General features: G+C 65.9%; 12 protein-coding genes, 1 pseudogene and 1 riboswitch. Of the genes and pseudogenes, 3 read left to right on the plus strand and 10 right to left on the minus strand.

The genetic code is table 11. The features are described 5' to 3' along the window. Positions 1-100: 100 nt before the first annotated feature. Positions 101-295, minus strand: coding sequence for a hypothetical protein (locus BVE01S_RS17140; RefSeq protein ID WP_205678477.1), 195 nt, complete (start codon positions 293-295; stop codon positions 101-103). On the opposite strand from BVE01S_RS17140, the gene BVE01S_RS16475 reads away from it, so the two are divergent. The 3 genes from BVE01S_RS16475 to BVE01S_RS03635 all read left to right on the plus strand — a co-directional run bounded on the left by BVE01S_RS16475 (position 288) and on the right by BVE01S_RS03635 (position 2,577). Beyond that, positions 288-872 carry a LysR substrate-binding domain-containing protein gene (locus tag BVE01S_RS16475; RefSeq protein ID WP_205678478.1) on the plus strand — a complete coding sequence of 195 codons (585 nt, stop codon included), beginning with the start codon at positions 288-290 and terminating at the stop codon, positions 870-872. The two genes, BVE01S_RS17140 and BVE01S_RS16475, sit on opposite strands and share 8 nt — an antisense overlap. 100 nt (positions 873-972) lie before the next feature. Then, a complete protein-coding gene (locus tag BVE01S_RS03630) occupies positions 973-1,521 on the plus strand; it encodes a tetratricopeptide repeat protein (protein ID WP_167544812.1) in 549 nt (182 codons plus the stop codon). 129 nt (positions 1,522-1,650) lie between these two features. Next, positions 1,651-2,577, plus strand: coding sequence for a DUF7847 domain-containing protein (locus BVE01S_RS03635; RefSeq protein WP_157076423.1), 927 nt, complete (start codon positions 1,651-1,653; stop codon positions 2,575-2,577). 12 nt (positions 2,578-2,589) lie between these two features. Here BVE01S_RS03635 and BVE01S_RS03640 read toward each other — a convergent pair whose 3' ends face one another. The 9 genes and pseudogenes from BVE01S_RS03640 to BVE01S_RS03680 form a co-directional block, all read right to left on the minus strand. Continuing rightward, the gene (locus BVE01S_RS03640) at positions 2,590-3,468 is read right to left on the minus strand and encodes an RDD family protein (RefSeq protein ID WP_066624411.1); all 879 of its coding nucleotides are present in this window, start codon (positions 3,466-3,468) and stop codon (positions 2,590-2,592) included. Then, positions 3,458-4,480, minus strand: coding sequence for a stage II sporulation protein M (locus tag BVE01S_RS03645; RefSeq protein WP_066624413.1), 1,023 nt, complete (start codon positions 4,478-4,480; stop codon positions 3,458-3,460). Before BVE01S_RS03645 ends, BVE01S_RS03640 begins: the two co-directional genes overlap by 11 nt. Next, positions 4,477-5,760 (minus strand): annotated as a pseudogene (locus tag BVE01S_RS17510) (DUF58 domain-containing protein). Before BVE01S_RS17510 ends, BVE01S_RS03645 begins: the two are co-directional and overlap by 4 nt. A 29-nt stretch (positions 5,761-5,789) precedes the next feature. Then, positions 5,790-6,746: an AAA family ATPase gene (locus BVE01S_RS03655; RefSeq protein ID WP_066624415.1), complete on the minus strand. Its 957-nt coding sequence runs from the start codon at positions 6,744-6,746 to the stop codon at positions 5,790-5,792. Beyond that, on the minus strand, positions 6,733-7,959 hold the full coding sequence (locus BVE01S_RS03660) for a DUF4350 domain-containing protein (RefSeq protein ID WP_066624418.1): 1,227 nt from the start codon (positions 7,957-7,959) through the stop codon (positions 6,733-6,735). The genes BVE01S_RS03655 and BVE01S_RS03660 overlap by 14 nt, the downstream gene beginning before the upstream one ends. Then, positions 7,956-8,588: a DUF4129 domain-containing protein gene (locus BVE01S_RS03665; RefSeq protein WP_066624420.1), complete on the minus strand. Its 633-nt coding sequence runs from the start codon at positions 8,586-8,588 to the stop codon at positions 7,956-7,958. Before BVE01S_RS03665 ends, BVE01S_RS03660 begins: the two co-directional genes overlap by 4 nt. A 223-nt stretch (positions 8,589-8,811) precedes the next feature. Further along, the gene (locus tag BVE01S_RS03670) at positions 8,812-9,585 is read right to left on the minus strand and encodes an acyl-CoA thioesterase (RefSeq protein WP_240612066.1); all 774 of its coding nucleotides are present in this window, start codon (positions 9,583-9,585) and stop codon (positions 8,812-8,814) included. Next, positions 9,582-10,643, minus strand: coding sequence for a methionine synthase (locus BVE01S_RS03675; protein ID WP_066624561.1), 1,062 nt, complete (start codon positions 10,641-10,643; stop codon positions 9,582-9,584). Before BVE01S_RS03675 ends, BVE01S_RS03670 begins: the two co-directional genes overlap by 4 nt. A gap of 29 nt (positions 10,644-10,672) precedes the next feature. Next, a complete protein-coding gene (locus tag BVE01S_RS03680; protein ID WP_066624422.1) occupies positions 10,673-11,659 on the minus strand; it encodes a DUF1852 domain-containing protein in 987 nt (328 codons plus the stop codon). Between the two features lie 108 nt (positions 11,660-11,767). Then, positions 11,768-11,975, minus strand: a riboswitch (cobalamin riboswitch). Positions 11,976-11,980: the final 5 nt, after the last annotated feature.

The following is an 11,980-nucleotide window of genomic DNA, read 5'->3' on the forward strand; positions in this document are numbered from 1 at the left end:
GCTGATGAGATGTCGCGATCGCAAAGGCGATGTGCTCTCAAGGCGGCGCCGTTGTTGGCTGGAGCGACTGCGGCCGACAGGTCGCTCCAGCCGTTGTATCTCAAGCGACGGCTTCCCTGGCTGCTGACGCGGCGCGCCGATCCAGCACGCCGCTCACCAACGTCAGCCCCAGGCCGCCAGCGACGAACAGCGCGCCGACCCCGGGTGTGGCCGCCAGCCCTGAGGAGGACGCGACGACCAGGCCGCCCACCCAGGCTCCGATGGCGATGCCGAGGTTGAAGGCGGCGATGTTCAACGCAGAGGCGACATCGACTGCGCCGGGTGCATGGCGCTGGACCAACGTGACGGACGAGGTGGTCGATCTGTACGCGGCACAGGCGGACATCGCCTTTCGCGCCGGGGCGCTGAGCGATTCCAGCCTGTTGGCGATCAAGCTGGGTGATGTCCGCCGGCGCATCGTCGCCTCTCCCGGCTATATCGAAGCGCACGGAACGCCCCAGTCCGCGTCCGATCTGGAACGACACGAATGCCTGGGGTTCAACTTCCGCCGGGCGGCTGCGGTCTGGCCCTTGCGGTCGGGCGGACGACTGACGGATCGGGAGGTGCACGGCCTGATCGCCGCCAATAACGGCGAGACGGTGCGACATCTGGCCCTGCTGGGGCTCGGTCTTGCGCGCTTGGCGGACTACCATGTCCGCGACGATCTTGCGGCAGGAAATCTGGTTGCGGTACTGGATGAGGAGGTCGTCGACAGCGAGGCCTTCCACATCCTCTATACGGGGCGGGAGCGGACGCCGCGCCGTGTGCGCGCCTTTCTGGATTTCATGACGCCGCGGCTGAAGCGCATTCTGGCGCTTCCATCCGCTCCATAAAAATGCGCCGTTGCCATGGGCTGATGCGGCGAACGACCAAGCGAAAAAGCTGGCGCAAATGCTCGGACATCCCGACGCCCAGACCCAGATATTCATCGTCATGGCCCAGTCGCTGGCTTCCAAGCTGAAGACGTCGGACCCGGCAAAGGCGGAGGCTGTCCTGACCGCCGCCCTTGTCGTCGAAAGCGATTTTCCCGCCTTATTGATCGATCGCGCGAGCGTACGTGACAGGTTGAACGATACGCGAGGAGCTGCCGCCGACCGGGCGCAATTTACGGAGTTGACCAGGTTCTCGCTGGATGACGCCAAAGAAGCGTGTCTGTCCCCTCGGCTCCACAGGATGAGTCGGGATGTCGCTCTGGACATGTGCGACAAGGCGATAACGGACAACGCGGACGACGTCGCCCTGCATATGCGACGCGGGTTTTTACTCCAGACGATGAACCGTAAGCCCGACGCCGTCGCCGCCTATCGTCGGGCGACGGAGATCGAGCCGTCCAACCCAAGAGCTAAGTATGGCCTGGGCAAACTGCTCCGTGAGACCGGGGAGGCCGAGGAAGGCGAGGCCTTGATGGCGGAGGCGCTTCGTGCGGATGCGACCGTCGCGGATGAGGACGAGCCCATGCTTGAGGTTCGGCGTGCGAGCTGAGCCGGTCAACGGTTCAAGGAATGCGCTGGCGAGGCTGCGGTGCAGCTTCTACAACCGTGCGACGCATCGGCAAGGGAGGCAGGTTTGCGGGGTGAGGTTCAAACGTTCGACGAGGCGACCGGATTCGGTTTGATCCTCGGCGACGACGGCGAGCGCTATTCGTTCACGAAGGAGGATGTCCAGCCGCCTTCGGTTCTGGAGCGCAGTCAGCGGGTCGATTTCATCGCCGAGACCGACGGACGCGCACAGCAGATCATCGCCATGCGTCCACCAAGGGTGACCATCTCTGCGACAGGCGGCGGAGCAGGAAGCGGGGTGTTCGACCTTGGCCGCGTGATCCAGCGGACCTTCGGCGCGATCAAGCAGAACGCCGCCGTCCTCTTCGGCTCAGCGGCGCTTTTGGTCGGCGCGCCCAGCATTCTGTCGGCCTATGGCCAAAGCGCGATGTTGAGCGAAGAGTTCGGACCGGGCGTCTTGATGATGATGGCTGGCTTAGTGCTGAACTTCGTCGGACTTTATCTTTTGCAGGGCATGGTGGTGAAGGCGGCCGTGAACGGCTTCAACGGCAAGACGACCGCTTTCGGAGACGCCTTCAATGTGGGGATTCAGAACTTCCTGCCGCTGCTGGGTCTGGCGATCGTCGCCTCCATCGGGATGATGCTGGGCTTTCTGTTGTTGATCGTGCCGGGCATCATCTTGTCAGTCATGTGGTCGGTCGGCGCTCCGTCCGTGGTGGTCGAAAAGCGCGGCGTATTCGCCAGCCTGCAGCGCAGCCGCGAACTGACCAAGGGCTATCGCTGGCAGGTTTTCGGCCTGCTGGTGATCTATGTGATCCTGTCTTGGATCATCGGCGCGGCCATCGGCGGTCTCAGTCTGGCGACCGGGGGGACTTTCACCGGCGGCACGCCCAACCTGGCCGTCAATCTGATCACCGAGCCCATCGTCAACATCCTGTCCGGTGTCGTCGCATCGGCCGGCGTGGCGGCGCTTTATCACGAGTTGCGCTCGGCCAAGGAAGGCGTCGGCTCTGAGGAACTGGCCTCGATCTTCGACTGATCGCGCGAGCCGTCAGACGTCGTGCTTGTCGCGGCGTCTGACACCCATCAGCAGCTTCTGCTCGAGACGGGCACGCAGAGCGGCATAATAGGCGCTGAGGAAATCCCGATCCGTATCGTACGGGCCACGCGTCCAGCCGATCTTTTTGGCGATGCGGTCGGCGACGTCTCGAAAGGTCTTGCGGTCGCCCTGTCGAAGCAGGGTCTCCAGAACATGCAGTTCCTTGGCGCCATAGGCGTCGAGCTGCGCCGGGGTGAAGGCGTAGGCGGCCATCCGCGTCGCCCCGTCTTCGGCCATGTCGCGGATCAGCTTGCGACGCGGTGCGCGCACGACCCAGGTGCCCCCGATCAGGTCGCCGATGCGCAGCCGATCCCTGTTGAACAAGGGGAAGAAGACGAAGATCGCCGCCCAGACGAAGGCCAGCAGATACATCCAGCCGTCGACGCCGCCCTCCTGGCTGCGGGCGACCAGGATGGACAGGGGCAGGAAAACCTCCAGTTCGCGCATGGCGTTGCGCGCGAAGACGGCCTCGGCCTTCAGCCGTCCGCCGTCGCGCGAGGCGACGCGCAGTCCCATGATGCGCTTGCCCGGCGTGGCGGCCGCCGCTGACAGTTCGAAGGCGGTGAAATAGAAGTTCCGCAGCAGGAAGAAGACGATCAGCCAGATGACAGCGACCATTTCGGCCCCCGTCACGCCGGCCACGGCGGCCCCTGAGGCGAAAGCGAAGGCCGAGGCGATCGTGAAAACGATCAGCACGCCGATGATAATGGCCGCGTCCAATAAAAACGCTCCGGCTCTCTGACCCGCGTCGCCGATGTTCAGCCGCAGATCCACGCCCTCGGGCGTGACGAAGGCGCGTTCGGTTTTGGCTGTGGTCAGGTCAGCGGACATGGATCCACTCCACGACGGCGGGGCGGGGTGCATAGAAATAGAGACCCCAGATCAAGGCGGTCGCCGCCGCGACCACGTAACGCAATCCGGTGTCGACGATCAGCTGGCGGCCGAACCCTTCCAGCAGTCCGGCGAACATCAGCATCACCACCACGCCGCCCATGGCGATGCCCGCAGTGCGCCCGGCCTCCACAGCGGCGTCCAGACGTCGCTTCTGGCCCGGAAAGGCGACGGCCCAGCCGATCCTCAGGCCTGCCGCGCCGGCCAGGATGACAGCGAACAGTTCGGTCACGCCGTGGATCAGCAGCCAGCCGCCCAATTCGAGCCCCAGCCCGCGACTGGCGAACAGGGCGAAGAAGGCGCCCAGCGTCGCGCCATTGTAGAGGATCAGCAGGCCCGTCGGCAGGCACAAGGCGAACCCGAGCGCAAACGCCAGCAGGGCGACCTGGGCGTTGTGGGTGAACAGATAGGCGGCGAACGCCGACAGGCCGTGGGGGCCGTCCGCGCCGTTCAGGGTGGCGCGCAAGGTCTCGGTCGAGGCGGCGGGATCGCGCCCGCCGCTCAGGTCGGCGGGCACGAAGGCGTAGAACCATTCCGGCTCATGGATCACCAGCCAGCCTCCGACCAGGGCGCCCAGCAGCATCAGGGCTGTCGACACAAGGGTCGCGCGCCACAGTCCGCGCACGGCGGCGGGCCAGTCGGTGCGGAAAAAGGCGACCATCCGGTCCTGGATTGTCGCGCGCGAGCCATAGACGAAGAAATACGCCCGCGCCGACAGGGTCTCCAGATAGTCGATAAGCCCCTGATCCAGAGAGGTCTCGCGCGCCACCGACAGGGCCGACAGGGTCGAACGATACAGCACCGGAACCGCCAGAATCTCGGCGTCGGTCAGTTTGGACGCGGAACCCTTCTCGGCCTTGTCCATCAGCCGCTCCAGGCGTCGCCAGTCGTCCTCGCGCGCCTGGCGGAAGCGCTGGCTCTTCAGCAGCCCGGAGGGAGGCACGTCGGTCACAGCAGATCCCTCCGTTTCAGGTCCAGATAGGCGTTGACAACCTCGGTCCCGACGCGATCGGCTGGGGCATCGACGATATGCGCCCCCATGCGCCGCAGCCGTCCGATCACCGTCTCGCGTTCGCGCAGCAGGGTTCCGGCGACGACGGCGCGCGAGACGTCTTCGGGCGTCTGGGGATCGACCCCGGTCAGGCCTTCCAGCTCATCGTCGCGCAGGACGACGAACAGAACGAGGTGGCGCCGCAAAAGCCGCCCCAGCGACTCGATCATCAACTCGGCGGCGGTGGTGTCGGTGAAATCGGTGAAGACGACGATCAGAGAGCGGCGCTGGAGCTGGCCCGACAGGGTCGCTAACGCCAGGGTGTAGTTTGTTTCGCGCGTCGAATAGTCGATGCGGCCGGCGACAGTCTGAAGCGTGCGAAAGGCGTCCAGACCACCCACAGCGCCGGTGGCCAAGCGCGGCTGGGAATCGAAGGCGAAGACGCCCGTCCGGTCGCCCGATCGCAGGCAGGCGTAAGACAGTAGTAGGGCGGCATGAATAAAGCGGTCGATGCGCGGCATGCCGCCGACCGGTTCGCTGGCCGCCCGACCTCAGTCCAGCGCCATGATGACATTGTGGTTTCGCTCGGTACGGAATTCCTTGGCAAACAGTGCGGCGTGGCGGGCCGACTGCTTCCAGTCGATGGAGCGACGGTCCATCCCGGCCTGAAAGTCGCGCAGGGCCTGAAACTCCGACCCCTCGCCGATCTCCAGCTGGGTCTTGGCACCGAACAGGGCGTCGCGGGCGAACAGGCGAACGGCCTGATCGCGGACCCATTGCAGGTCGGTCAGCACCGGCGCCGCCAGCTCCAGGGCGAAGGTCTTCTGCTTCCAGGCCAGGCCCATCGGGCCATGCCAGCGGACCCATAAGGCCTTCAAGACGGCTGCGCCTCGGCGATTGGGCGTGAAAGGAAAGGCCAGGACAGCGGCGCGATTCGAGACCGTGGCGCGGCGCGAAACTTCTTCCAGCCCCAGCCGTGTGTCGCCCGAAAGGGCCACCTCGACGCTCTTGGGAGCCGGGCCTCCGGCGTCGAAACGCACTGTCAGTTCGGCTCGGTCGGACCGGCCCACGGCCGCACGCACCGGCCGAGGCTGGTCCATTTCCAGCTGGGAGCGCGAGCCGCCGCGCAAGGCGTCCAAGGCCAAGAGCAGCAGGACTCCTGCGATCCAGACCGGCCCGGCGAGCCAGCCTGCAGGGGTCAGGACGCCAGCCAGCAGAGCGACGGGAACGCCCGCCGCCATCGCCGTCACCGCGCGTCGGGTGGGATAGATCACCGGGGCGCCGCCACCTGATCCACCAGGCTGGCCAGCACCTGTTCGACGCGCCGTCCCTCGATCTCGGCCGCAGGCGACAAGACCAGGCGATGACGCAGGGCCGGAATGGCCAAGGCCTTCACATCGTCGGGAATGACGTAGTCGCGGCCGTCCAGAGCCGCCCGCGCCCGCGCGGCGACCGCCAGCATGGCCCCGGCGCGCGGCGATGCGCCGGTCTCGACATCGGCGGATGTCCGCGTCGCGCGCACCAGGCCGGTGATGTAGCCGATCACCTCGTCGGTCAGGCGCACGTCCGCCACCGTATTGACGGCCGCATCGATGACCGCGGCGTCGGCGACAACCTCGACCCCAAGGGCTACCGGATCCATCAGGCCGGTACGGGAACCGTGGGCGGCGACGATGGCGCGCTCCTGCTCCAGGCTGGGATAGTCCAGCACCTGTTTGAACAGGAAGCGATCCAGCTGGGCCTCGGGGAGCGGATAGGTGCCTTGCTGCTCGATGGGGTTTTGGGTGGCGACGACGGTGAAGCGGGGGCTGAGGCCGTGGGCTTCGCCGTCGATGGTGATCCGGCGCTCCTGCATGGCTTCCAGCAAGGCGGCCTGGGTCTTGGGCGGCGTGCGGTTGATCTCGTCCGCCAGCAGCAGTTCGCAGAAGATCGGCCCGCGCGTCAGGGTGAAGCTGGACGTCTGGAAGTTGAACAGGTTCGATCCGATGATGTCGCCGGGCATCAGATCGGGCGTGAACTGGATGCGGCCGTAGTCCAGACCCAGGGTGCGCGCGAACGTCTGGGCCAACAGGGTCTTGGCCGTACCGGGCGGGCCTTCCAGCAGGACATGGCCGCCGGCGAACAAAGCCGTCAGCAGCATATCCACGGCGTCTTCTTGGCCGACCACAGCCTTGGCGATCTCGGCGCGAATGCGCTCGGCGATCGCCTTCACTTCATTGACGTGCACGGGTCAGCTCCTGGTTCCAGCGATGTAGGGCGCCGGCGACCCGCATCAGGTCGGCCGGCGACTTGGCGGCCCGGGCCTGTTCGGCCAGGGCGGTGTAGGTTTCGGTCGCGCCGGTGGTTCGGCCGACACGGTCGAGGAAGACGTCCAGCGCCCCCTCGTCCAGATTGCGCGGCGCCCCGATGGCGCGGGCGACTGCGGCGCGCACCAGAAGGGCGTAGGGCGCGGCCATCCGGTGTTCGCGCCGCGCCAGGCGAACGAGACCGGCGGTGTTGTCCGCCAGGCCCCGCTTGCCAAGCGCGATGACACGGCCCTTCTCGCGCGCTGGACCAAAGCGGACGGCGGCCTGGAATCCGGCGAAGACGGCGAGCGCGACCAGCACCAGGGTCATGCCGAGCAGCGGCGGCTCCAGCATCAGCCGCAACATGTTGCGCGTGCGCTGGAAGCCGTGCAGCGTCAGATCGAACATCACCGGCGCCTCATCGGCGCGCACGATGTCGACCAAGGCGACGGCGGTCGTCGCCCCATCAAAGGTCTTCAGCGCAGCCGTATCGATCAGGTCGGGGTCGGCCAGGACATAGGTGCGCATTTCGCGGTGCATCGCCAGGACGGAACGGCCCTGATCGTCGACGACGACCGGGATCCAGTCGGGGCCCTCCAGGGTGCGCAGTGCCTCGATCCGGACGGGCCGTCCGAACGACGCGCCATCGGGACGGCGCAAGGCGACGGTCGCGCCGCCTTTGCGCTCGGTCAGTTTCAGACCGTTTCGCAAATCCTTCGGCAGAGACGCCACAACGTTCTGGGCCGGTTGCACGCCCACAGTCTTCACCCAGCCGGCATGGTTCGCATCCGGGATGGAGGTCCATTTGGGCAGGACGATCAACGTCGCACCGTAATGCTCGATGTCGTCGATCTGTTCGGGTTTGGTCTGGATCGACGGCGTCAGGATCAACAGGCTTTCGTCCGATGTTTTCGAAAGCGTCCCCCGGTTCATCACCACCGGCACGCCCGCGCCGCGCAAGAGGGCGGCCAGACCGCCGAAACCGGTGGACGACCGCGACAGGGCATGGCCGCCACCGTCGTTGCCGGATTTGAGTTCCGGCGCATAGGCCGACAGGACGCCGAGGCCCGCCAGGGCCACCACGCCCACCAGCAGCACGACGATTATGGTGATCGGCGAGAACCCGCCGCTTGCCGCGCCTTCGGACCGGCTCATGCGCGCCAGCCTTCGGGCAGGGCGAAGGCCTCATAGGCTTTGCGACAGTCGGCGAAATCCTGGGCGCCGACAGGTGCGCCGCCGAACAGGCTGCGCTCCACCATTCGGCCGATCAGGTCGAAGGCGGGTCGCGCGGCGTCCGGCAGGGCCCTCAATCGGGCGATCTCGCGGGTGGTCAAGGAGATCCGAACGGCGCGCGGCTGGCGCTGTTCGATGTCCTGAACGCTGCGCAGAAGAATCAGATGGGCGGCGTCGGCATACAGGCCGCGTTCCGCCAGCGCGTCGGCGTCGGCCAGCAGATCGCGCGCGGCCTGCGCCTCCGGACGCCACTGCGCCTCCGCCACGACTTTGGGCTTCTTGGGTTTCGCCGGCGGGGCGCGCATCCGAAGAATCTCGCGCACGATGGCGTAGAGGATCAAGCCGGCGACCAGGGCTAGGCCGATCCAGAAGACCCATTTCAGCGCAGGCGCGATGAAATGAAGCGCGTCGCCGATCCAGTGCAACCAGCCGGGCGGCCTGATGTCGGGGCGCTCGAAACCGACCCGGTCGAATTGGAGAGACCCATCCTTCAGCAGGCGGGCATGCGCCTCGGCCAGGGCTTCATCTGTGGGCGAAGCCCGATCCTGCATCTTGAAAACGCACCCCTACCCAACGGCAAAGCCATACCGTTCCGTCAGATCGAGTCAACCACAGGCGCCTGTCTGACACGCCCTGCGCTATCGTGATGGCTGCCCGACTTCCTCCCTCAAGACGGATTCAGTCAATGCCGAACCCAAACCCATCGCCGCCTGCGTGAGTGCCGCTTCTAATCGAACGAGCGATGTCTGCTCCTGCCGCTCTAAGACCACGTGTCTAAAACGCCCCAACCTCATCTGAAGTCCGCCTGGCTTTGATGGTCTTCGGCTTGCCCGCGTCATCGACGGCCACCATGACGAACTCGGCCGTGGTCGAGCGTCGCCGTTCTCCTGTCAGGAGGCGTTCGGCCCACAGTTGCACCTCGACCGAGAGGGAGCTTCGCCCGGCCATCTTCACGCGCGAGACCAGTTCGACCATGTCGCCGCCGTCGATCGGGGCCTTGAAGTCGATGCGGTTGGTCGCGGCCATGACCATGACTTCGCGTGCATGGCGCGTCGCCGTGACGAAGGCGGCTTTACCCATGAGCTTGAGCGCGTCGCCGCCGAACAGGGTGCCGTAGTGGTTCGTCGTGCCGGGAAAGACCATCTCCGCGGTCCTCAGCCAACCGTCGTCCGCCTCGCCCGCCTCATCGAGGGGCGCCAACGGTTGATCATCGTCCGCCGGCCTCAGTGCGACCATGTTGAAGGCCCCGCGCGTGCACAGGCGGCGCTCGCCGCTCAGCAGGCTCTCGGCGTGCAGTTCGACTTCGACGCCCAGGGACGAGCGCCCGATCCGAACGACGCGGCCGACCGCCTCGACCATCTCGCCGATCCGGGCCGGAGCCGCGAAATCGATCCGCTCGCATCCCGCCGTGACCACGGCCCGTCGCGCGTGACGGCTGGCGGCCAGAAAGGCGACCTTGTCCAGGTGGGCCAGACCAACCCCGCCGAACAGGGTGCCATGGTGGTTGGCGTCGCCGGGGAACACCATGTCGATCAGGCGAACCGTCACGGCTCGCACCTTTCCGCGCCGTAGTAGAGGTCGCGGGACATTTCCTCGCGCACGATCTCGGCGCCGGCGCTCAAGGCGCGCAGCTTGCCATTAGCGACCCGGCGAGACAGGGGCGCCATGCCGCAGTTGGTGGCGGGATAGAGTTTGTCGGCGTCCACGAACTGAAGCGCCTTGCGCAGCGTGTCGGCCACCTCTTCGGGCGTTTCGATCGTGTCGGTTGCGACGTCGATGGCGCCGACCATCACCTTCTTGCCCCGGATCAGTTCGATCAGATCCATCGGCACGCGCGCGTTCTGGGCTTCGAGCGAGATGATGTCGATGCTGGAGGTCCGAAGCTTGGGGAAGGCCTCTTCGTACTGCCGCCATTCCGAGCCGAGCGTCTTCTTCCAGTCGGTGTTGGCCTTGATGCCGTAGCCGTAGCAGATGTGGACCGCCGTTTCGCACCTCAGTCCCTCGGCCGCCTTCTCCAGGGTCGCCACGCCCCAGTCGTTCACCTCGTCGAAGAAGACGTTGAAGGCGGGCTCGTCGAACTGGACGATGTCGACGCCGGCAGCCTCCAGTTCGCGGGCCTCCTCATTGAGGATTTTGGCAAACTCCCAGGCCAGTTTTTCGCGGCTGCCGTAATGGTCGTCATACAGGGTGTCGATCATCGTCATCGGCCCGGGCAGAGCCCATTTGATCGGCTGGTCGGTCTGAGCCCGCAGAAACTTGGCGTCCTCGACGAAGACCGATTTCGGACGGCTGACGGCGCCCACGACCACCGGGACGCTGGCGTCGTAGCGATCGCGAATTCGCATGGTCTTGCGGTTCTCGAAATCGACGCCGTCGAGGTGTTCGATGAAGGTCGTGACGAAATGCTGGCGGGTCTGTTCGCCGTCGCTGACGATGTCGATGCCGGCCCGGCGCTGATCGTCGAGCGACAGGCGCAGGGCGTCCTGTTTGGCCTCGATCAGGTCGTCGCCCTGCAGCTTCCAAGGCGACCAGAGCGTCTCGGGCTCGGCCAGCCAGACGGGTTTGGGCAGGCTGCCGGCGGTCGAGGTCGGGAGAAGGGTTTTCATGAGGGGAGACTCTGAAATCTGGAAACTGATCAGGCGGCGGCGAAGGCGGCCGACCATTGGTCGAGACGGGCGCGGTGCGGCTTGATGAACCGCTCCTCGACGAAACGGCCCTGCTCGACGGCCAACCGACTGCGCTCGTCGCGGTCGTAGACGATGCGGGTCAGCGAATAGTCCTGCGCCTTCAGGCTGGGCTGATACTGCTCGGTCGCCGGGGAGTTGGCGTTGTAGATTTCGGGCCGATAGATCTTCTGGAAGGTCTCCATCGTGGCGATGGTGCTGGCCAGTTCGAGGTCGGTGTAGTCGCTGGTGAGGTCGCCGACATGGTACAGGGCGAACGGCGCGACGCTGCCCGGTGGCATGAAGTAGCGGACCTTCATCCCCATCTTCGCGAAATACCGATCGGTCGGCGAGAAGGCGTCGTTGCCGTATTCCAGGCCCAACACGGGATGGTCGAAGCCGGTGCGGTGATAGGTCTTGTTGCTGGAGACGCTGAGGCAGATGACCGGCGGCTTGGTGAAGTTGTCGCGATAGGCGCGCGACGCCAGAAAGTGCCGGAACAGCTTGCCGTGCAGATCACCGAAATCGTCCGGCACGCCGCCGTTCGGGTGCGCCTTCAGGTGTTCGGGCAGGACTACGCTGAAGTCGTAGTCACGGACATAGGAGGAGAAGTTGTTGCCCACGATCCCATCGATCCGCCGGCGCGTCTCCTTGTCTATGATCGTCGTCTGCAGGATTTCGATCAGCGGAAAGGCGTCGTCGCGCGCCGAGCAAAGGCTCATCTCGACCGAGACGATCTGAAGCTCCAGCGCATAGCGATCGCCCCTCGGATTGTCGTGGTGCGCCAGCGAGTTGAAGCGGTTGTCGATCATCCGCAGGGTATTGCGCAGATTGTCCCGGCGGCTCTCGCCTCGCGCCAGGTTGGCGAAATTGGTGGTGATCCTCGTCGTCTCGGCGGGACGATAGTCTTCGTCGAGCGCGGTCCGCTTGATCCTGAATGTGAACTCGGTGCTCGCCATGGTCTCTGCCGTTGATGCTGTGGCGAGACAGCGGACAGGGACGCGCGACCGCTCGCGCGCAGTCGTCCCGTCGCGGCGTTCATGCGACCTGACCGGACACCCCGCCGGAGGACGTTATCTGTCGGGGCAGGTCTCCTGGCTCACGGGTCACGGCTTCGGGTCCGGCCTTCCCAACGTACGAAGACGTCAGTGACACGAAATGGACCTTCGGCTCGCCGCTCACAGTTGCGGGGGCAGCGCTGGCATCGCACCGGCTTCCCTCTTAGCTCCGCGTCGCCCGGAGGCGACGCGCAGAACCTCGACCGCCTCATGAGACGCGCA

The sequence above is a fragment of the Brevundimonas vesicularis NBRC 12165 genome (genome assembly GCF_001592205.1).
Taxonomy (GTDB): Bacteria; Pseudomonadota; Alphaproteobacteria; order Caulobacterales; family Caulobacteraceae; genus Brevundimonas; species Brevundimonas vesicularis.

Bases quoted from the DNA above. Each gene is read 5' to 3' on its own strand.
- BVE01S_RS16475 (WP_205678478.1), top strand. From the start codon at position 288: ATGTTCAACGCAGAGGCGACATCGACTGCGCCGGGTGCATGGCGCTGG.
- BVE01S_RS03630 (WP_167544812.1), top strand. From the start codon at position 973: ATGGCCCAGTCGCTGGCTTCCAAGCTGAAGACGTCGGACCCGGCAAAG.
- BVE01S_RS03640 (WP_066624411.1), bottom strand. From the start codon at position 3,468: ATGTCCGCTGACCTGACCACAGCCAAAACCGAACGCGCCTTCGTCACG.
- BVE01S_RS03660 (WP_066624418.1), bottom strand. From the start codon at position 7,959: ATGAGCCGGTCCGAAGGCGCGGCAAGCGGCGGGTTCTCGCCGATCACC.
- BVE01S_RS03665 (WP_066624420.1), bottom strand. From the start codon at position 8,588: ATGCAGGATCGGGCTTCGCCCACAGATGAAGCCCTGGCCGAGGCGCAT.
- BVE01S_RS03675 (WP_066624561.1), bottom strand. From the start codon at position 10,643: ATGAAAACCCTTCTCCCGACCTCGACCGCCGGCAGCCTGCCCAAACCC.
- BVE01S_RS03680 (WP_066624422.1), bottom strand. From the start codon at position 11,659: ATGGCGAGCACCGAGTTCACATTCAGGATCAAGCGGACCGCGCTCGAC.